Genomic DNA, 20,321 nt, shown 5'->3' with positions numbered 1-20,321 from the left:
CGCCGCCTTATCTCCCCCCTCGAGGGGGAGATCACCAGCGCCAAGGATCCGCCACCCGTGGCCACACCGGCCGCGTCAGCTTCCTGTAATCCGTCACCGCCGGATTGCTCGGATACGAGCTCGGCGCCGAGACATAGATGATCTCCGCCGCGATCGGTTCAAAGCCGGCGTAGAAATGGTTGGTTGACTTGATCAGCAATATGTCCTTCGACAACGGATCGACACCGATGTTGGAGAAGACATCCGGCTCGAAGGTCTGCGTGCGGTTGGTGTTGAGGATGATGTCGATTTCGGTGCCTTCGAGCCGCACCAGCGCCGTCGGTCCGAGCGTCACCCGGCTCGGCCCGAAGCTCTGCCAGCCCTCGGGGACGGCTTTCAACACCTTGACGCGCGCATCGATCGGTTCGCCGGCCAGCGGCCCGGCCTTGCCGCCGAAGCGCAGGTCGATGACGGCGCCTTCGCCTGCCGCCTGGCAAAAGGTGACAGCGATCGGGTCCCAGATCGTCGCCACGCCAAAATTGTCCACGCCCTGTTCCAGCATGGCGCGCAGCACGACCGTACCGTCGCCGGCGACGCCACCGCCGGGATTGTCCCAGATGTCGGCAATCACAACCGGCTTGCCGGGATTTTCCTTGCGCACGGCCAGTGCCCGCGCGATGCCGTCCTCGGTGTTCAGCATCGTCATCGCCGTCCTTTCGCGGATGGCGTAAAGCTCGTGCCCTAGCCTCTCCGCCAGCGCATCGCCCTTGGCCTTGTCATTGTCAGTGACGACCAGGATGCGCGTGCCCATTTCCGGCACGTCCGCGGCCATGAAGCCATGGATGACCGAGACCGACAGCACGCCGTCCTTGCCGTGCAGCGCCTTGATGCGGTCGACGAAGGAGCGCATCGGCTCGTGGCTGGTCGGCAGCACCTGGATCATGCGGCAGTCGAACGTCGAGATCACCGGCTTGATCTCGTCGCGCGCCGCCGCCAATCCAAGCTCGACGACATGTTCGCCGCGCTCATAGAAGTCGGTGTGCGGGAATTCGAGGAAATAGGCCATGACATTGCATGCCGCGACGCGCTTTTGGGTCAGATGACTGTGCGGGTCGAGCTCGACCGCGATCACCACGTCGGGCCCGACGATTGCGCGAACCCGTTCCAGCAGATCGCCTTCGCAATCGTCATAGCCTTGCGCCACCATGGCGCCGTGCAGGCCGAGGATGACGGCGTCGACCGGCAAGGCTGCCTTCAACTGGCCGAGAATCTCGTCGCGCAACGACTCATAGGTCTGCCGCTGCACCAGCCCGCCCGGCTCCGCCCAGGTGGCGGTGCCTTCGATGACGGTCAGCCCTTCGGCAGCCGCACGCCGGCGCAGCGCGACCATCGGCGAGGAGCACAAGGTCGGCGTGTCTGGATGCTTGCCCGGCCCGGCATAGAACGCCATCTCGAACGACGCCCGGTCGGTCGGCACCGGCGAGAAGGTGTTGGTTTCGGTCGCCAGCGAGGCGGTGAAGATGCGCATGAAAGCTCCGTTGTGAATGGCGCCGTTATTTGACCGCCCCGAGCGCCAGCCCGCGGACGAGATAGCGCTGCAGCCAGATGAACAGGATTGCCACCGGCAGCGTCGCCAGCAGCGTCGCCGCCATTACATGGTGCCATTCGATCGTGTAGCGGCCGGCGACCAGCGAGAACACCTGGATAGGCAGCGTGTAACTTTCCTGGCTGCGCAGCATTGTGAGCGCAACGACGAACTCATTCCATGCGTTGATGAAGGTGAAGATGGCGGTCACCGCTATTGCCGGCAGGCAAAGCGGCAGAAACACTTTTCGCAAGGTCAGCCATCGGCCGGCGCCTTCCATCCACGCTGCTTCCTCGAGATCGCGCGGGATGGTGTCGAAATAGCTTTGCAGCATCCACACGGTGAAGGCGACGTTGAAAGCCATGTAGATGACGCCGAGCGCGGTCGTGGATTCGATCAGACCCCAGGCCGCCATCAGCCGGAACAGGCCGAGCACCAGCACGATCGGCGAGATCATCTGCGAGATCAGCAGGAACTGGCGGAAGGCGCCATAGCCGGCAAAGCGAAACCGCGACATGGCATAGGCGGCCGGCACCGAGATCAGGATGGCGCCGACGGTGGCGATAACAGAGACATAGAGCGAATTGGCCAGCGCCTGGCCAAAGCCGGTCGCCACCCACATGTCGGCAAAATTCGACCAGTGGAATTCGCTTGGCCACCAGGTCGGCGACAGCACCTCCTGCCGCGGCTTGACCGCGGTCAAAAACATTACCGCGAAGGGGAAGATCGTCACCACGAGCAGCGGCGAAAGCAGCAGCCAGGCGATGATCGTACGCTTCAGCTTGGGCGTCATGTGCGCTGCTCCCGCATGGCAAGCCGCACATAGATCATGGTGAAGATCAAAAGGATGGCGAACATCAGCAGCGACACCGCCGATGCTTCGCCCAGCTTGCCGATGCGGAAGGCCAGCTTGTAGAGATGGGTGACCAATATGTCGGTCGAGTTGGCCGGCCCGCCCTGCGTCATCACCCAGATGATCGGGAAGGAATTGAAGACGTAGATGGTGTTGAGCACGATGGCGATGTTGATGAACGGCTTCAGCAGCGGAAAGGTGATCTCGCGGAACTGCTGCAGCGGCGTCGCCCCCTCCAGGGCCGCCGCCTCGTAGAGGTCGTCGGGGATCGACGACAGGCCGCCGAGGAAGATGGTCGTGGTGAACGGTACCGTCACCAATATGCCGATCAGCACCTGCATCGGGAATGCCGTCTCGGCGCGCGCCAGCCACTGGATGTTTTCATGGATCAGGCCGAGCCCGATCAGCGCCGAGTTCAGCATGCCGCTTTCACCGTTGAGCGCCCAGCGCCAGACCACCGCCGTCATCGTCAGCGACACCGCCCAGGGCAGCATGATGATGACGCGGGCAATGCCGCGGCCGTAGAAATCGGTGTTGAGGATCATCGCCACCGGCACCGACAACAGCAGCGCGCCGCCGACCACCAGCAACGTCCACAGGCCGGTGCGCCAGAGTGCCGCCAGGAAATCGGGATCGGCGAGGAAGGCTGAATAATTGGCGAAATCGTTGAAGTCGCGTAGCTGGCCGAAGCGGCTGACGTCATGCGTCGAGATCTGGATCAGGTCCCAGACCGGCCAGAAGATGACGACCGCCGCCAGCAACAGGCTGGGCAAGGTCAGCAGATAGGGCAAGAAGCGATTTTGCATCGGCCGGTTTTGTACCGTGGTTCTGTGGCGCTGGCACGCCAGCTCGGATCAATCTTGCATATCGGTCTTTAGCAGCGCTTCAGAAGAATGCCTTTCCTCTCCCCCGTCGATCAGGGGAGAGGTGTCGAGCGAAGCTCGGGGGGTCGACCCTTGGGGCGCAAGGCGAGGTGATGTTTGCCCCTATTGCCCTTCCTATGTCCGTTCGCGGCGGTTGCCAGGTGGTTCCCCCACTCCGTCTCGGCTTCGCCGAGCCACCTCTCCCCCTCCGGAGGGAGAGGAAAGTGTGGCGCGCCCCGATCTCAGGGGCGCGCCGGGCGCAGGGAGATACGCCCTATTTCTTGATCACGGCGTTGGCCTTGGCAGCCGCTTCCTTCAAGCCTGCCTCGGGGTCGCCGCCGAGATAGATCTTCTGCATGGCATCCGAGGTGATCTGGGCGACTTCTTCCCAGCCGGGGATGACCGGCGCAAAGCGGGCGTCGGGCAGCAGCGCGGTGAACGCTGCCAGATCGGCATTGTTGACGTAATAGTCCATCTTGGCCTCTTCCTTGTTCACCGGCAGGAAGCCTTCCCCTTGCGTGAACTTGGCGCGCTGTTCGGTGGTGAACAGGAAGTCGAGCAGCTTCCAGGCCTCATCCTTGTTCTTGGAATTCTTGAACATGATGATGGAATCGGTGACGCCGTACGTGCCGCGCGCGCCGGTCGGTCCGGCGGGGATAGCGGCCACGCCGTATTTCAGGTTCGGCGCCTCGTCCTTGATCTGGTTGGACAGGAAGGGCGCGGTGATCATCATGCCGACCTTGCCCTGCTTGAACAGGTTCTGGACGTCCTCGCGGTTGTTGGAGGTGACGCCGGGTTCCGTCAGGCCTTCGTCGATCATCGACTTGTAGAGCTTGGCGGCTTCGAGCGCGCCCGGCGTGCCGAGGCCCGACGTGCCATCCTTGTTGAGAATCTCGGTGCCTTGCGACCACATCGCATAATAATAATAGACGTCGGTCTCGATCTCCTTGCCCTGCAGGCCGAAGCCGAACGTGCCGGTGCCCAGTGCCTTGATCTTGCGCGCATCCTCCTGCAACTCGGTCCAGGTTGCCGGCGGGTTGGCGATTCCGGCCTTCTCGAACAATTCCTTGTTGTAGTACATGGCGCGCGCCGAGGCCGCGATCGGCAGGCCATAGGTCTTGCCCTCCATGATCGACGGCGACAGGAAGGTGTCGATGAAGCGGTCCTTGAAGTCTGGCTTGATGTAGGCGTCGAGCGGCTCGGCGACATCCTGCTGGACGAAATCGATCAGCCAGCGGGTGCCGATGATCGACAGGTCGGCATTGGTACCGGCCGTGATGTCGGTGGTCAGCTTCTGCAGCAGCACGTCCCACGGCACAACTTCGAACTTGACGGTGATACCCGGGTTGGCTGCCTCGAATTCCTTTTTCACCGCTTCGAAATACGGGCCGGTCTTGGCGCTGTATTCGGCGACGGTTACGCGCACCTCGCCGGCATCTGCCTGCGCGGCCAGGGCGAGCAGGCTCATTCCGGCCATCACGCCGACAGTCCATTTTGCAAGCTTCATTCGATCTCTCCCATTTGATTGCGTCTGCACTCTTGCGGCTTTGAGGCGGCCACGGCTTTATGTGACTTTCCTACATTATCCATGGTTTCGCGCTGTGCAAGCGGATTATCCTGTTGCTTAATTACATTTCTTAAAATAGCGTTTTCCGATTATCGTAGATCCCAGGGAGGCGCGCAGCGTGGTTTCAACGGCCGAATTCGCAGGCAAGACCGTGCTGGTGACCGGCGCCGGCGGCGGGCTCGGCTCGGCTATTGTGGCGCTGCTGGCCGAACGAGGCGCGCGCGTCGTCGGCTGCGACCAGTCGCAAGACCAGCTCGGCAGTCCGCATCTGGCGTCGCGCCACGTCTTCGACCTTCTCGACCGGATCTCCACCGATGCCGCGATCACGGCGATCCTCGAGAAAGACGGCGTGCCCGACATCCTGATCAACAATGCCGGCTGGACGCGCGCCGAGACTCTTGCAGCGCTGACCCCCGACAAGATCACGCATGAACTCGACCTCAATCTGACCGGGGTGATGCTGTTCGCCGATCCGCTGATCAAGGCAATGGCCGCGCGCGGTTCGGGCAGCGTCGTCTTCATCTCTTCCGTCAACGCCATCGCCCACTTCGGCAACCCGGCCTATGCCGCGGCCAAGGCCGGCATCAATGCCTATGCCAAAGCGGTCGCTGTGGAACTCGGCCGCAACGGGCTGCGCGCCAATGTCGTCTGCCCCGGCTCGATCCGCACCGCCGCATGGGACCATCGGCTGGCCAAGAACCCGGATGTTCTCGGCAAGCTCAAGCGGCTCTATCCGCTCGGCCGCATCGTCGACGCCACGGAAGTGGCCGAAGCGGTGGCCTTCCTTGTTTCGGATCGCGCATCGGGGATAACCGGCGCGGTGGTGCCGGTCGACGCCGGACTGACCGCCGGCTTCCTGCCCTTCATCGACGACATATTGGGAGCCTGACCATGACCGATGTCGAGTTCCGCGACCTGTCGAAATCTTTCGGACGCCACAAGATCCTCGAAAACATCAGCCTCGACATCAAGAGCGGCGAGTTCGTCGTGCTGGTCGGCCCTTCCGGCTGCGGCAAGTCGACCTTGCTGCGCATGCTGGCCGGGCTGGAGCCGATCACCGCAGGCGACCTCTTGATCGGCGGCGTGCGCGCCAACGATTTGCCGCCACAGCAGCGTAACATCGCGATGGTCTTCCAGTCCTATGCGCTGTTTCCGCACCTGAAAGCGGCCGACAATATCGGCTTTGGCCCAAAGATCCGCGGCGAAAGCCGCACGGCAATCGACGCCAAGGTGAAAAAGGCCTCTGGCGTCCTCAACCTGTTCTCCTATCTCGACCGCTATCCCCGGGAACTGTCGGGCGGCCAGCGCCAGCGCGTCGCCATGGGCCGCGCCATCGTGCGCGAACCCTCGGTGTTCCTGTTCGACGAGCCGCTCAGCAATCTCGACGCGCAATTGCGCGTGCAGATGCGCACCGAGATCAAGGCGCTGCACCAGCGGCTGAAATCGACCATCGTCTATGTCACCCACGACCAGATCGAGGCCATGACCATGGCCGACCGCATCGTGGTGATGGACCGCGGCAAGATCCAGCAGGTCGGCGCACCGCTGGAGCTCTACGACCGTCCCGCCAACAAATTCGTCGCCTCCTTTATCGGCTCGCCGTCGATGAGTTTTGTCTCCGGCGCCCTGAAGACGACGCCCGAGAAAAGCTGGTTCGAATCGGCCGGCGGAGGGCGACTGGCGCTCGGCAGCAAGACGGTGCCGGCTGGCAGCACGGTCGAGGCCGGCATACGGCCCGAACACTTCGTCATCGGCGAGGCTGTCGACGCCCTGGCGATCAAGGTCGATGTCGTCGAGCCGACCGGCTCGGAAACCCATGTCTATGGTGCGATCGGTGCCGACACGGTGCGCGCCGTGTTCCGCGACCGGATCCAGGTCAAGCCGGGTGAACTGCTGCCGGTCTCGGTAGCGCCGGGCAACATCCATCTGTTCGACACGGCGACAGGCCTGCCGCTATGAGCGCCGGCATGAAAACGAAAATACCACGATGAAGACGACAACCCAGAAATGAAAACGCCGGCCGACATCATCACGCGGCTGCAACTGATGTCGCAGGACGGCACCAAATCGGACCGCCGCCTGGCCGGCCTCGTGCTGACCGATCTCGACTTCGCCTCCAAGGCGGCAATCTCCGAGATTGCCGCGCGCGTCGGCGTCAGCGAGCCGACAGTCACCCGCTTCTGCCGCAATCTCGGCTGCGAGGGTCTGCGCGACTTCAAATTCTACCTGGCGCAGGCGATTGCCATTGGCGGCCAGTATCTGTCGCCCGAACCGCTGAACCGCGACGCGCGCGAGCAGCGCATTGCGTCGGCCATCACCGAAGCGGCAATCGCCGCCATCCAGCGCGCCAGCGAAAACCTCGACATGAAGACGCTGGTGGGCGTGGCCGCGCGCATCGTCAGTTCGGGCAATGTGCTGTGCATCGGCTCCGGCGGCATTTCCTCGATGATGGCGACCGAGATGCAGAACCGGCTGTTTCGGCTCGGCGTGCCGGTGCTGGCGCAGATCGACGGGCAATTGCAGCGCATGTATGCCGCGGTCGCCACATCGGAGACGACGCTGATCGCGTTCTCGGTGTCCGGCTATGCGCGCTCGGTGATCGACGCCGTGCAGGTGGCCCAGCAATATGGCGCCAGCACCATCGCCGTAACCCCGCCGGAATCAGCGCTCGCCAAGGCCGCCGATACCGTTATCCAGTTCCAGTCGCTGGAAGACGGCAACATCTACAAGCCGACCTCGTCGCGCTATGCGCTGCTGTCGATCGTCGACATGATCGTCACCTCCGTGGCCGAAACGCGCGGACCCAGGGTTCTCGAAAACCTGCGCCGCATCAAGCAGAGCGTGAACACGCTGAAGGTCGACGATCCAAAGTTGCCGCTGGGGGATTGAGGATTATCCGGCGGCCAGTGCCTCGATGCTCTTCACCAGCGTCGATGGTTCGCCAACCACACGCACCGTCTTCAGCCGCGCCGTGCCGCCTGCAATGACCGACACGACCGATGCCGGAACGCCCAGCGCCTTGGCCACCAGCCGTTCCAGCGCCGCATTGGCCGCGCCATTCTCCGGCACGGCGCGCACGCGCGCCTTCAAATGGCTGCGCCCGTCGGCCGATTTTTCGGCGCCTCCGAGCCTGTCCACGGAAGACTTCGGCGTCAGCCGGATAAACAGGTCGATGCCGTCGGCGCGCAAGCGGAATGGCGCGTTCATGCCATCGTCGGGTTCACAGGACCAGCGGCGCTATCGTGGTGAGAATGAGCTGCCTGAGGAAGAACAGGAGCAGAAGCAGGATGATCGGCGAGATGTCGACGCCGCCAAGGTCGGGCATGAACCGACGGATTGGACGCAGCGCCGGCTCGGTCAGCCGGTAGAGCATGTTGCCGATGCTGCCGACGAACTGATTGCGCGAGTTGACGACGTTGAACGCATAGAGCCAGGAAAAGATCGCCGAGGCGATGATGACCCACCAGTACAGGTCCAGCGCCATGACGATTGTTTGAATGAGGGCGAGCATGCCGGTCTCCGATTGTTGCCGACATGTAGCCATTGAGCGCGAAACCGGCAAGGGCCGGTCGCCTACAAGCATCGGGCACAAGGGATTTCGGCAAAACCCCGCCTTGACAGGAAACCGCAGCCTTCGATAAATGCGCCATCCGCTGGACGGGGCTGTAGCTCAGCTGGGAGAGCGCGTCGTTCGCAATGACGAGGTCAGGAGTTCGATCCTCCTCAGCTCCACCAGCGGAATTTTCCTGCCTGTCGACACATCTAAGTTCCGAGACGTCTCGTCAAAGCCCCGCCTTCGCTGCGAGATAGGGCGCCAGGGCAAGCGAGTAGCTGGCGGTCAGATGATGACTGTCCCGCCAGACGATGATGTTGCCGACAACTGCCGGGCATAGTTGCGGCCCGCAAATGGCATCGAGCATATCGATGGCGCGCACATTTTTCTGTCCTTCCGCGGCCAGCGCCAACACGTTGCTCCGCTCAATATCGCTCAGTTTGGTGACGCATTTCGTTGGGGTCGAACTCAGGCATTCGCCCGGGTCGAATTTCATATAGGGCGTGTTGCGGATGGCAACGATTTGCGAGCCGGCGTCCGTCAGCCCGCCCCAGAGACTTCGCAGCCCCTCGATCATCACGTCTTGCTGAACCGCTCCGTAATTGGACTGGCTGGTGAAGATCAGATCCGGTTTCAGCTTTAGGATCTCGGCCAGCACCTTTTCGTGCCACTGCGCGCATAAGACGTTGGGTTTGCCATCCGCCGTGATGGCCACGCGGGTGAATGGGCAGGCGGATTTTGTAAAGGTAACCAGTTTGAAGTTGCGGTCCTTTGCGATCTTGTCCAGTGCCGGCACCCACTGGGCTGCATGAGAATCTCCCACCAGAACCATTGTTTTCGCACCCGTGGGATCGCCTAGAGAGCATCGTTTGGGCTCCGAGCTTTCCTCCTGGTGGCACTTCCTTGCATACACGACCGGCACGTCCCGCCTCAGCCGGGCCAGCGGCGGCAGAAGGTTCACACCGTCCGGGACCACGGCGCCGGAGACGAGAGCGGCGGGCCCAGGGTAGGAAGGCGTGCCGATCAGCGCGGTGTCGATGCGTTCGGTCTTCAGAAAGAGCAGCAGGCTGCCGGATGCGGCCACGCATGTGAGAACCGCCGCGGTGCCGTATCCCAGCGGCTTCCACCAGGCGCCGCCCCGAGCTTGCCGGTAGCGCTGCTCAACATATCGATAGGACAGATCCGATAGAAGCAGGGTCGCCGCAATCAGGCCGAAACCGCCGGCAAGGGTCAGCGAATGACCCTGCGCCTGGGAGATGGTGATCAGCGGCCAATGCCATAGATAGACCGAGTAGGAGCGATCGCCGATGAAACGAAGTGGCAACGAATCGAGCCCACGAAACCGGCCGACTTCAACCTCGCCAGCCAGGATGACCAGCACTGTGGCCAAGGTCGGCAACAACGCACTGACGCCGGGAAATGGAGTTGCAGCGGAAAACAGCAAGGCGGACGCAACGATGCCCAGGATGCCGGCGATCGCCAGCCACTGTCTAGTGAGTGCCGCCAGTCGAAACTGGTGTTCGGTCAGCACCAGCAGACCACCCAGCGCCAATTCCCACAGGCGGGTATGGCTGACGAAATAGGCCTGGGCCGGATCCGTCGCCGTCAAAACGACAGAGGCAACAAGTGATGCCGCGAAAATGAGCGACAACGCCCCGATCAAGCAGGCCCTCAGCGGAAGGTCACGGCGGCGCGCCAGCCAGATCACGCCGATCATCACCAACGGCCAGGCGATGTAGAACTGCTCTTCGATGGAAAGCGACCAGTAGTGTTGCACCGGGCTCGGCAAGGTGTCGGCCTCGAGATAGCTGACCGCAATCGAGGCCAGCCGCCAGTTCTCGACATAAAGAGCGCTCGCCACGATCTGGTTGCCCATTTCCTCCCAGCGCGCCTTTGAGATGAAAAGCAGCGTGCCCAGCAATGCCACCAGCAGCACCAGGGTTGCTGCCGGCAACAACCGTCGCACCCGTCGCGAGTAGAATTCGATCAGTGAAATCCGGCCGCCGCGCAGCGCCATCTGCGCCAGCAGGCCCGTGATCAGATAGCCAGAGATGACGAAAAAGACGTCGACGCCGACATATCCGCCAGGCAGCACATCCGGCCATATGTGATAGACCACGACAAGCGCGACCGCCAAGCCGCGCAGCCCCTGTATTTCGGGTCGAAACCGACGGTTCTGATCGATTGTCACCGGATATCCCCAACAGTCTCAGCCGGCCTGGATCAACCGGCAGTCCGCGCCACGATCTTCATAAGGGCAGAGTGCCGTGAGGCAAGAGCCGATCGCAGCAGTTCATTCCCTTTCCGTCTCCAGTCCGCTCACCAGCGTGCCAACGAAACCCAGCAGCTCACTTTCGAGATCGGTGGACGCCAGGCCAATGAAACGGTCTTCGAGCGAGATGGCGACGATCCCATGCACGGCGGAGAACAGCGTGCGGGTCCGCGCCAGCAGCTCTGGCGTGTCCAGCGCCGGGAGCAGCTGGGCCAGCGGCTCGACCAGATGCTGGATCAGCACCGCATGTTCGGCCAGATGCCATCCGGGCACCGCCACGCCTGGCGCCATGCGATGCTCGAACAGCGCCTTCCACGCCATGCGATTGTCGCGCGCGAAAGAGAGATAGGCTTTGGCCAGAGCCCTCAGCTTGGCCCTTGGCTCGGCCGCGCCGGTCGCCTCCTGTTCCAACGCCGCCCCAAGTCTTGCCAGCGTGATCGAGTTGACGTGCAGGATGAGCTCGTCGAGGTCTGCGAAGGCGGTGTAGAGCGCGCCGAGCGCGCAGCCGGCATCGGCCGTGATGTCGCGTGCGCGCAGGCCGGCGAGCCCCGAGGCTTGAATGCGCGCGTGCGCGGCCTCGATCAGCCTGCCTTTGAGATACTCGCGTTTGGCGTCCCGTTTTGCGGTCATTAACCTTCCTTATGCGCAAGTCATGAACAGCGTTCATTTTATCCTTGAACGCCGTTCACAGTGTGCTACGTTGCGTCGTGAACAACGTTCATAGAGGAGAAACGGAAATGTTGAAACAGTTTTTTGCTCTCGTTCGCGGCCGAAGCTACGAAGCCGCCGAGGCGGTCGTCGACCGCAACGCGCTGATAATCCTGCGCCAGCAGATCCGCGATTGCGCCGACGCTATCGCGGCCGCCCGCCGGGCGGTTGCAATTGCCATCGCCCAGAACGAACAGGAAGTCGCGCAGTTCAAGAAGCTTGTCCTCCGCATCGACGATTTGGAGAAGCGCACGATCGCCGCGATCGAGCAGGGACAGAATGAACTGGCCCGCGAAGCCGCCGAAACCATCGCCATGCTGGAAGCCGAACGCGACGCCTCCGCCGAGGCGCAGAAAAGCTTCGGCACCGAGATCGAGCGTCTCAAGCGGATCATCCGCGTCTCCGAAATGCGCCTGCGCGAATTGCAGCGCGGCCAGCGCATCGTTGTCGCGGTCGACTCGACCCAGCGCCTGCGAGAAAGCGCGCCCGGCTCCAGCCTGTCGGCGCTCAGGGACGCCGAGGAGACGCTGCTGCGCCTGCGCACCAGGCAAAAGCAGATCGACGCCACCGCGGCCGCCATGGCCGAGATGGAACAGTCGGGCGATCCTGCCGCGGTCTCAGAGAAGCTTGCGGCCGCCGGCTGCGGCGCGCCGCTGAGAAGCAGCGCCGACGCCGTGCTCGAACGGCTCACGAAGACCATGACCAAGCCGGCCTGATTGTATCCAGCCTGAAACAGACCCACGCCCAACCAACCTAACCTTGAAACGAAAGGACCATATCGATGACCCCGAACACCTATTCCCTCAAGGACTCAAGCGCCTGGAAGACCTTCACCATGGCCAGTTTCGCCGTTGCCACCACAATGATGGCCGGCGGCATCTACTTCATGGAGGCGAGCTTCGCCGCCAAGGGGTTTTATGCGATGGCCGCCATCATGCTCGTGCACACCTCGATCACCATCACCAAGACGCTGCGCGACTCGGAAGAGGCAAGCCGCTTCATCAACCGGCTGGAAGACGCCAAGACCGAGAAGTTGCTGATGGATGTCAGCCGCAGTAACGAAGTGTAACCGGGTTCCCGCTAAACAAGGCTCAACGCGCAAGACCGCTGATCAATCCAGCCAGGATTTTAATCGGTCATGCCCAATGGAAGTCGCCGCTATGGAAATCGCCCCGATCAACCGACCGACAGCTCATCTGATGACGTCCAGGCGCTTTGCGCCCTTGTTCTGGACGCAGTTCCTGTCCGCCTTCAACGATAATTTCCTCAAGAACACGCTGGTGTTCCTTATTCTGTTCACGCTGGCGGCGGACCAGGCGGCATCACTGGTCACCTTGGCGGGCGCCGTCTTCATGGCCCCCTTCCTGCTCCTGTCGGCGCTCGGCGGCGAGCTCGCCGACCGCTTCGACAAGGCTCTCATAGCCAAGCGTCTGAAATTCGCCGAGATCGCCGCGGCGGGTGTCTCCGTCGTCGGCATCGCCCTGTCGTCCATTCCCGTGCTGATGACGGCGCTGTTGATGTTCGGCGTTATCTCGGCGCTGTTCGGACCGATCAAATACGGAATCCTGCCCGATCACCTCGAACGCAAGGAACTGCCCAAGGCCAACGCCTGGATCGAGTCAGCCACGTTTGCCGCGATTCTCGGCGGCACCATAGCCGGCGGCGTCGTTTCCGCCGATGGCATCGGCGTCGCGGTGTTCGGACCGATCATGATGGCGCTCGCCGTCGGTTGCTGGCTCGTCAGCCGCTACATCCCGTCCACCGGTTCGGCGGCGCCCGACCTTGTCATCGACAAGAACATCTTCCATTCGACCTGGCGCCAGGTCACCGAATTGCGCACCGACACGCGCATCTGGCGCGCCGGCCTGATGACGTCGTGGTTCTGGCTGATCGGCGCCATCGTGCTCTCGCTCCTGCCGGTCCTGATCAAGGATTCGCTCGGCGGCAACGAAATGGCCGTCACCGTCTACCTCGCCGTGTTCGCCGTCTCGATCGCCATCGGTTCGGCCATCGCCGCCTGGATGTCGCAGGGCCGCATCGTGCTGTTGCCGGCACCGGTCGGCACGGCGCTGCTCGCCCTGTTCGGCCTGCATCTCGCCTGGACCATCTCCGGCATGACGCCGTCGCCCCAGGCGGAAACCCTTGGCGCATTCTTCGCCGGCCCAAACACGATCCGCGTCGCCATCGACCTCGCCGGCATGGCCATTGCAGCCGCTTTCCTAGTGGTGCCGACCTTCGCCGCCGTGCAGGCCTGGTCGCCCGAAGCGCGGCGCGCCCGGGTCGTCGCCGCCGTCAGTATCGTCAATGCCGGCTTCATGACTGGCGGCGGCATCATCATGGCCCTGATCCAGACGAAGGTCTCGACCGGCGGCATCCTGTTCGGCCTCGTCGCGGCCAATGCGATTGCCGCCTGGCTGATGCTGAAATATTTGCCGACGAACCCCTTCCGTGACTTCGTCTCCATCCTGTTCCGCGCTTTCCTGCGCCTCGAAGTCGAGGGCATGGAAAACCTCAAGGCGGCCGGCAAGGCGCCGATCCTGGCGCTCAACCATGTCAGCTTCCTCGACGGTCCGCTCGCCTTGACGCTGACCGATGAGGAACCGGTCTTCGCCATCGACTACACCATTGCCCAGGCTTGGTGGATGAAGCCGTTCATGAAACTTGCCCGCGCTTTGCCGCTCAACCCGGCCAAGCCGATGTCGACCCGCACGCTGATCAAGATCGTGCAGGGCGGCGACCCGCTGGTGATCTTCCCGGAGGGACGCATCACCGTGACCGGCGGCCTGATGAAGGTCTATGACGGCGCCGCCATGGTTGCCGACAAGACCGGCTCGATGGTTGTGCCGGTGCGCATCGACGGGCTGGAGAAGACCTACTTCTCGCGGCTGAGCTCGCAGCATGTGCGCCGCCGCCTGTTCCCGAAGGTCAAGGTGACTATTCTGGAACCGGTCAAGCTCGAGGTGCCGCAGGAGCTGAAGGGCCGCAAGCGCCGCGCCGCGGCGGGTTCCGCGCTCTACCAGGTGATGTCGGATCTCGTTTTCCGCACCCAGGACATAGACAAGACCGTACTGGAAAAGATCATCGAGACGGCGAACGAACGCGGCATGAAACAGCTCGCAGTTCAGGATCCGGTCACCGGTTCTCTCAGCTACAGCAAGCTGCTCACGGCTGCCGCCGTGCTTGGTGAGAAGTTCCAGAACCTTTATGCCGACCAGCAGACGCTGGGCATCATGCTGCCCAACGCCAACGGCTCTTGCGCGACACTGCTCGGCGTCATGTCCGCCGGCAAGGTTCCGGCGATGATGAACTTCACCGCAGGTGCTGCCAATATTCTGTCCGCCTGCAAGGCCGCCGAAGTCCGCACCGTGCTTACCTCCCGCGCGTTCGTCGAACAGGCAAAGCTCGGCGCTGTAGTCGAGGAACTCGGTCGCTCGGTCGACATCGTGTGGCTCGACGATCTCAGAAAGACCATCAGTCTCAAGGATAAGCTGCTCGGCTTGCTGCGCAAGTCGACGCCGCGCGCGAAACGCAAGCCCGGCGATGCGGCGGTGATCTTGTTCACCTCGGGTTCGGAAGGCACGCCGAAGGGCGTCGTTCTGACCCACCGCAACATCCTGGCCAACGCCGCCCAGGCGGCGTCGCGTATCGACTTCCATTCGGGCGACAAGGTGTTCAACGTGCTGCCGATCTTCCACTCCTTCGGCATGACCGCGGGCACGGTGCTGCCGTTGATCTCCGGCGTGCCGGTCTATTTCTACCCCTCGCCGCTGCACTACCGCCTCGTGCCGGAACTGATCTACGGCTCGAACGCGACGATCATCTTCGGCACCGACACCTTCCTCTCCGGCTATGCCCGCACCGCGCACCCCTACGACTTCCGCTCGATACGCTATTGTTTTGCCGGCGCGGAGCCGGTCAAGACAGCGACGCGCATGACCTATATGGAGAAGTTCGGCCTACGCATCCTCGAGGGCTACGGCGTCACCGAGACGGCGCCGGTGATCTCCATCAACACGCCGATGTACAATCGCTCAGGAACCGTCGGCAAGATCATGCCCGGCATGGAATACCGCCTCGATCCGGTCCCCGGCGTCGACGAAGGCGGCCGGCTGTTCGTGCGCGGTCCCAATGTCATGGCCGGTTATCTCCGGGCCGAGAAGCCCGGCGTGCTCGAACCGCTCGAGGACGGCTGGCATGACACGGGCGACGTCGTCGCTATCGACGAGGGTGGCTTCATCACCATTCGCGGCCGCGCCAAGCGCTTCGCCAAGATCGGCGGCGAGATGATCTCGCTGGCTGCTGTCGAAGCGCTGGCCGGCGAATTGTGGAAGGGCTCGCTGTCGGCGGTCGCTACGGTGCCCGACGCCCGCAAGGGCGAAAAGCTGATCCTCATCACCGAGGCATCCGGCGCCACACGAGCGGAATTCCTCGCCTACGCCAAGGCCAACGGCGCCATGGACCTGATGGTCCCGGCCGAAGTGCGGGTGGTCTCAAAGGTACCGGTCCTTGGCTCCGGCAAGCTCGACTTCGCCGCCGTGACAAAAATGGTGCGCGACGAAGAAGCCTCGAAGACCAAGGCCGCCTGACCCGGCTACGGCAACGGGCCGACGCAAGAGCCGGCCCGTTCAGTATGATCAACCCTTCGCATGCCGCTGCGAGATCAGCATCGCCATGCGCTGGACTGCCCGCAGCTCCATTTCCACGCCCGGCGACGATGCCAGCGCCGGCATGTTGAGCGCCACCACGGTCAACGGCTCGAGCGTCGCCAGCAGCACATGGGTCGCCTCAAATTTCTCGAACAGCCAGGCCAGCTGCTCGCGTATATCCTGGTCGACTGGCGCCCCCGGCTGCGTATCGGCGAGCGAGCGCACGGGCTCCTGCTCCAGTGCACGGGCCAGCACCTTCAGGTCGAAATCACCGAGGTCGGCTGCCGGCAGGATCAGCGCACCGTCGACAAGAATATGGCTCTGCAGGCCGCGCAGGAAGCGCGCCGAATCGGTGAGGTCGCCCTCGGCCATATGCTTCAGCAACGAGTCGCGGCGCTTCTCCGCGGTGAGGCTGACGCTGTCATTGTAGATGACTGCCAGCAGCGTCGCCGACAGCACGATCACCACGCCCTGCACACTGCCGCGCCAGCCGAGATCGTCGATGCCGCCCAGCGCCAGCCCGGCGAAAACCGAGCTCAGCGTAATCACGGTAAAGGCGCCGATCGTGTCGCGATGGCCGAGGCTGGCGCGTCCAAGGCCGATCGTCAGCCAGCACAGGAACAGGATGGCGATGCCGCCAAGCCGAACCGGCACTTCGAACAGGCCGGGCCGGTAGTCGGTGACCATGAACGGAATGATCAACAGCAGCGACAGCGCCATGCGCTCGACCGTGCGGTTTTCGGCCGCCGACAGGCTGTCGCGATCGCGCGTCATCACCAGCCAGCCGATGGCGAGAAAACCTCCGAACTGGAAGGCAAGTAGTACCGCCATTCGCCATGGTTCAGCGAAACGTGCCGGGATCGGCGCCAGAAGGAAGAACAGCAGGGCACCGCCGGCGGCGAACAATTTGAGAGCGAACGGCGCGTGCCGGCGCAGCAGGCCTTCGGTCAGCAGCAGTGCGGCCAGCGGCAGCAGACCCGCCGCCGTGATGGTGACGAACCGGAAAAAGGCAAGACCCGTGGTCCAGTCGAGGATGCGGCAGGCAAGCAGCACTGCCAGCACCTTGAGGCCGAATAGAAAGCGCCGCGACAGCGGATCGCCCGTGTCGCGCCCGCCTATGATCGATATCACGACAAGCAGGCCAACCAGCGCCGCTAGCGAGGTGATGGTGTCGGCGACGAGCGTGCCGTCGAGGTTCATCATCGGCCGGCTGCCATCAGCTTGCGGATAAACCGAGACGCCACGAATGAAGCCATCAGCGTGTCCATGGTCTCAGCACATTCCATTGGCGGGTGCTATCGGCCCAGTGAACCACCGGCAGCACCAGCCGCTGCAGCGTGGCGGCCGCGCCGGCCACGGCAAGTGCTGCAAGCGAGCGGCGCGGAACCGTGTCGGCGAGAAAGGTGCGCGCCGACTGGAAGCTCATCTGGCCGATCTGCAGCACATCGTCGCCGCGCCCGTAGTCGAGTTCCTTGCGGCAGAACTCGTTAAAGGTCTCCTCGCGGTGCTTGGCCGTCTCGTCGAAGGTTTTCTTCAGATCGTCCGAGCCGCCCGTATAGGCATTGGTGATGACGAAACGCTCTTCGTCGAAACCCGCTTCGGGGCCGACGCCGAAGACATGGCGGTGCCGCGCCATGATCTGCCGCGCCAGAAGCACATGGGTCAGCGAGCGCCGCGCGCCGGCATGCGGTCCGGGAAACACATTGCTGAACGCCTCCGCGACCATGCCGACGACGGCCGGCACCTGGCTGACGTTGGAGATCCAGATCGGTCTGAACTGGTTGCGCAAAAACATCAGGAAGCAGGTCAGGCCGTAGAGGATCCAGCTGAGACCGCGGCTGCGCTCGTCCGGATCGATCATGACCAGACCGAGGTGCAAGACTTCATAGGGCTTGCCGGCCAGCGAAATCTCCATCAGCGCCAGCGCGTTGAAGGCGATCGGCCGCCCGTCGCTGCGGCGATAGACGATGGTGATGATGGAATGTTCCAGCCGGCTGCGGTCGCCGGAAAACACACCGTAGGTCAGGCTGCCGACTTTCAGCGTCTTCGACGCCACCAGCCGCAGATCGCTGCTCAACTGCTCCAGCTCGGCCGCCTTCATCCAGCGCCCGGGCCGCTCCACGACACGCGTCTCGTAGTCGGCGGATACGCGCATGCGCACATCCATGAACCGACCCGGCAGCAGCTGCAGAACCGCCTTGAGCACTATTTTTCCCCGTGGCAAGAACTCCGACCGTATAGTGGCCGCCGTCCACCTAAGACGCGGTAAACCCGAGACGGCAGTTCTTGGTTGTACTCAACAAAGTAAAAGAACAGCTGCCAGCCAGTGCGGGCTCAGCTTTCCGCAGCAACCAGATGGCCGCCGCCGACATCGTTCAGCGCCAGCTTCAGCGGCGCCTCCCCGATCCTGCGGGTGGCGCTCGGGATTTCCTGGTCGAGGCGCGCGAAGCGCGTTCTGCGCTGCGCCGGATCGGGCACCGGCACGGCGTCGATCAGCCGCCTGGTGTAGGGATGGCGCGGGTTGGAAAACACCTGGTCGCGCGTGCCCATCTCGACGATCTGGCCGAGATACATGACGGCAACGCGGTCGGAAATGTTCTCGACCACCGCCATGTCGTGCGAGATGAAGAGATAGGCGACGCCGAATTCGCGCTGCAATTCCTTCAGCAAATCGAGCACACGCGCCTGCACCGAGACGTCGAGCGCGGAGACGCTTTCGTCAGCGATGATCAGTTTTGGTCGTAGCGCCAGCGCTCGGGCGATGCAGACGCGCTGGCGCTGGCCACCGGAGAATTCGTGCGGGTAAAGCTCCATCTGGTCGGCCGACAGGCCGACGCGCTCGAACAGCGCCCCCACTCGTTCGCGGCGCTCGTCCTTGGAGGCGATGCCATGAATCACCAGCGGCTCGGCGACGAGCTCGCCGACGCGCATGCGCGGATCGAGCGAAGCGAAGGGATCCTGGAAAATCATCTGGACGTCACGGCGCACCGCCTTGCGCTCGTCGCGGCCAAGACCGGAGAGATTGCGCCCGCCAATGACGATGTCGCCGCTATACGGCGCCAGTCCGGCCAGCGCCTTGGCGGTCGTCGACTTGCCGCAGCCGGATTCGCCGACCAGAGCAAGCGTTTCGTTGGGCGCGATCGAGAAGCTGACGCCCTCGACGGCGTGGACGCGGCGGGTGACCTGGCCAAAGATGCCGCCACGCAGATCGAAGCGGACATGCAGGTCGTTGATCTCGGCGACATTGGCCGGTTTCAAGACGTCAATCGCATCCCTGGATTTCTGTCGACCGACGCCACTGCCGATGCGCGGCACGGCAGCCAGCAGTTCGCGCGTATAGTCGGCCTGCGGCTGGACAAAAATATCCGATGTCGTGCCTTCTTCGACCATGCGGCCGTCGCGCATGACGATGACCCGGTCGGCCATTTCGGCAACCACGCCCATATCGTGGGTGATCAGGATGACGCTGGTGCCATGCTGGCGCTGCAGGTCGCGCAACAGCTCCAGCACTTCGCCTTGCACGGTGACGTCGAGCGCCGTCGTCGGTTCGTCGGCGATCAGCACGTCGGGCTCGAGCGCCAGCGCCATGGCGATCATCACCCGCTGGCGCATGCCGCCGGAGAGTTCGTGCGGAAACTGCTTTAACCGGCTTTCCGCCTCCGAAATGCGCACCGCCTTCAACGCCTCGATGGCGCGCCGGCGGGCTTGCGCCGACGACAGGCTGGTATGCGCCTCGATTGATTCGGTGAGTTGCCGGCCGATCGACAGAACCGGGTTGAGCGAGGTCATCGGCTCCTGGAAGATCATGGCGATGCGGTCGCCGCGAATGCGCCGCATCTGGCGTTCGTCGAGGGTTGCTAGGTCGGTGTCGCCCCGATTCCCATCCCGAAGACGGATCATGCCTGACGATATGCGCGCCGCCGGCTGCGGCAAAAGCTGCATGATCGCCAGCGCGGTCATCGACTTGCCGGAGCCGGATTCGCCGGCAATGCAGAGCGTCTCGCCGCGCGCCAGCGTCAGCGACAGGTTGGAGACGACATCGCGCTCGCCGTCCTCGCCGCGCACGCTGACGGAGAGGTTGGCGATGGAGAGGATGGGGTTGTCGGCGAGGGTCATTGTGGGTGGAGCCCTGCGACGGATTGGTTCCGTCGCACCATTCGCACAAACCTTGGCGCTGACCCCCACCCGGACCTCCGGTCCGACCTCCCCACAAGGGGGAGGTAGGGTGGCAGCGCTTTACCCTCCCCCTTGTGGGGAGGGTCGCTGCGAAGCAGCGGGGTGGGGGTGCGGCGCCG

At 63.4% G+C, this 20,321-nt stretch carries 17 protein-coding genes and 1 tRNA gene; 7 read left to right on the top strand and 11 right to left on the bottom strand.

Features of this window, described 5'->3' with window-relative positions:
* Window positions 1–31 precede the first annotated feature (31 nt).
* The 4 genes from ACYG9R_RS12510 to ACYG9R_RS12495 form a co-directional block, all read right to left on the bottom strand.
* Window positions 32–1,507 (bottom strand): M81 family metallopeptidase, encoded by a 1,476-nt coding sequence (locus ACYG9R_RS12510; protein WP_023824320.1) that lies wholly within the window; start codon window positions 1,505–1,507, stop codon window positions 32–34.
* A 25-nt stretch (window positions 1,508–1,532) separates the two neighbouring features.
* Complete coding sequence (locus ACYG9R_RS12505; RefSeq protein ID WP_023668609.1) at window positions 1,533–2,357, bottom strand: carbohydrate ABC transporter permease; 825 nt, start codon at window positions 2,355–2,357, stop codon at window positions 1,533–1,535.
* Complete coding sequence (locus ACYG9R_RS12500; protein ID WP_023681441.1) at window positions 2,354–3,223, bottom strand: carbohydrate ABC transporter permease; 870 nt, start codon at window positions 3,221–3,223, stop codon at window positions 2,354–2,356. Before ACYG9R_RS12500 ends, ACYG9R_RS12505 begins: the two co-directional genes overlap by 4 nt.
* 331 nt (window positions 3,224–3,554) lie before the next feature.
* Window positions 3,555–4,787: an ABC transporter substrate-binding protein gene (locus ACYG9R_RS12495; protein WP_023736814.1), complete on the bottom strand. Its 1,233-nt coding sequence runs from the start codon at window positions 4,785–4,787 to the stop codon at window positions 3,555–3,557.
* A gap of 178 nt (window positions 4,788–4,965) precedes the next feature.
* Between ACYG9R_RS12495 and ACYG9R_RS12490 the strand changes: the two genes are divergently transcribed.
* From ACYG9R_RS12490 to ACYG9R_RS12480, 3 genes are read left to right on the top strand one after another with little or no spacing between them, the layout of a single operon-like run.
* Window positions 4,966–5,736 carry an SDR family oxidoreductase gene (locus ACYG9R_RS12490; RefSeq protein ID WP_023688835.1) on the top strand — a complete coding sequence of 257 codons (771 nt, stop codon included), beginning with the start codon at window positions 4,966–4,968 and terminating at the stop codon, window positions 5,734–5,736.
* A gap of 2 nt (window positions 5,737–5,738) precedes the next feature.
* Window positions 5,739–6,806, top strand: coding sequence for an ABC transporter ATP-binding protein (locus tag ACYG9R_RS12485; RefSeq protein WP_023824321.1), 1,068 nt, complete (start codon window positions 5,739–5,741; stop codon window positions 6,804–6,806).
* A 48-nt stretch (window positions 6,807–6,854) separates the two neighbouring features.
* On the top strand, window positions 6,855–7,736 hold the full coding sequence (locus ACYG9R_RS12480) for a MurR/RpiR family transcriptional regulator (protein ID WP_023668604.1): 882 nt from the start codon (window positions 6,855–6,857) through the stop codon (window positions 7,734–7,736).
* A 3-nt stretch (window positions 7,737–7,739) separates the two neighbouring features.
* Here ACYG9R_RS12480 and ACYG9R_RS12475 read toward each other — a convergent pair whose 3' ends face one another.
* Together ACYG9R_RS12475 and ACYG9R_RS12470 are read right to left on the bottom strand one after the other, a co-directional pair.
* A complete protein-coding gene (locus ACYG9R_RS12475; protein WP_023668603.1) occupies window positions 7,740–8,054 on the bottom strand; it encodes a DUF167 family protein in 315 nt (104 codons plus the stop codon).
* Window positions 8,055–8,067: 13 nt separating this feature from the next.
* Complete coding sequence (locus tag ACYG9R_RS12470) at window positions 8,068–8,358, bottom strand: YggT family protein (protein ID WP_023668602.1); 291 nt, start codon at window positions 8,356–8,358, stop codon at window positions 8,068–8,070.
* A gap of 148 nt (window positions 8,359–8,506) precedes the next feature.
* Here ACYG9R_RS12470 and ACYG9R_RS12465 point away from each other — a divergent pair.
* Window positions 8,507–8,582: transfer RNA gene (locus ACYG9R_RS12465), tRNA-Ala, on the top strand.
* A 47-nt stretch (window positions 8,583–8,629) separates the two neighbouring features.
* Here ACYG9R_RS12465 and ACYG9R_RS12460 read toward each other — a convergent pair.
* Entirely contained in the window at window positions 8,630–10,591 is a 1,962-nt protein-coding gene (locus ACYG9R_RS12460) for an acyltransferase family protein (RefSeq protein ID WP_081726890.1), read from the bottom strand.
* A 102-nt stretch (window positions 10,592–10,693) separates the two neighbouring features.
* Window positions 10,694–11,302, bottom strand: a complete 609-nt coding sequence (locus ACYG9R_RS12455; protein ID WP_023824322.1) for a TetR/AcrR family transcriptional regulator — start codon at window positions 11,300–11,302, stop codon at window positions 10,694–10,696.
* Window positions 11,303–11,409: 107 nt separating this feature from the next.
* Between ACYG9R_RS12455 and ACYG9R_RS12450 the strand changes: the two genes are divergently transcribed.
* The 3 genes from ACYG9R_RS12450 (at window position 11,410) to ACYG9R_RS12440 (ending at window position 15,966) form a co-directional block, all read left to right on the top strand.
* Window positions 11,410–12,096, top strand: coding sequence for a PspA/IM30 family protein (locus ACYG9R_RS12450; RefSeq protein ID WP_023824323.1), 687 nt, complete (start codon window positions 11,410–11,412; stop codon window positions 12,094–12,096).
* 65 nt (window positions 12,097–12,161) lie between these two features.
* Complete coding sequence (locus tag ACYG9R_RS12445; protein WP_023824324.1) at window positions 12,162–12,449, top strand: YiaA/YiaB family inner membrane protein; 288 nt, start codon at window positions 12,162–12,164, stop codon at window positions 12,447–12,449.
* 91 nt (window positions 12,450–12,540) lie between these two features.
* Window positions 12,541–15,966 carry an acyl-[ACP]--phospholipid O-acyltransferase gene (locus ACYG9R_RS12440; protein ID WP_023824325.1) on the top strand — a complete coding sequence of 1,142 codons (3,426 nt, stop codon included), beginning with the start codon at window positions 12,541–12,543 and terminating at the stop codon, window positions 15,964–15,966.
* Window positions 15,967–16,014: 48 nt separating this feature from the next.
* Here ACYG9R_RS12440 and ACYG9R_RS12435 read toward each other — a convergent pair whose 3' ends face one another.
* The 3 genes from ACYG9R_RS12435 to ACYG9R_RS12425 all read right to left on the bottom strand — a co-directional run bounded on the left by ACYG9R_RS12435 (window position 16,015) and on the right by ACYG9R_RS12425 (window position 20,142).
* Window positions 16,015–17,229, bottom strand: a complete 1,215-nt coding sequence (locus ACYG9R_RS12435) for a hypothetical protein (RefSeq protein ID WP_023753215.1) — start codon at window positions 17,227–17,229, stop codon at window positions 16,015–16,017.
* A 52-nt stretch (window positions 17,230–17,281) separates the two neighbouring features.
* Window positions 17,282–18,232, bottom strand: a complete 951-nt coding sequence (locus ACYG9R_RS12430; protein ID WP_031196424.1) for a hypothetical protein — start codon at window positions 18,230–18,232, stop codon at window positions 17,282–17,284.
* 128 nt (window positions 18,233–18,360) lie between these two features.
* Entirely contained in the window at window positions 18,361–20,142 is a 1,782-nt protein-coding gene (locus tag ACYG9R_RS12425) for an ABC transporter ATP-binding protein (protein WP_023715886.1), read from the bottom strand.
* Between the last annotated feature and the right edge of the window lie 179 nt (window positions 20,143–20,321).

The organism is Mesorhizobium sp. RSR565B (genome assembly GCF_054719465.1).
This window is presented reverse-complemented; position numbering and strand designations above follow the sequence as displayed.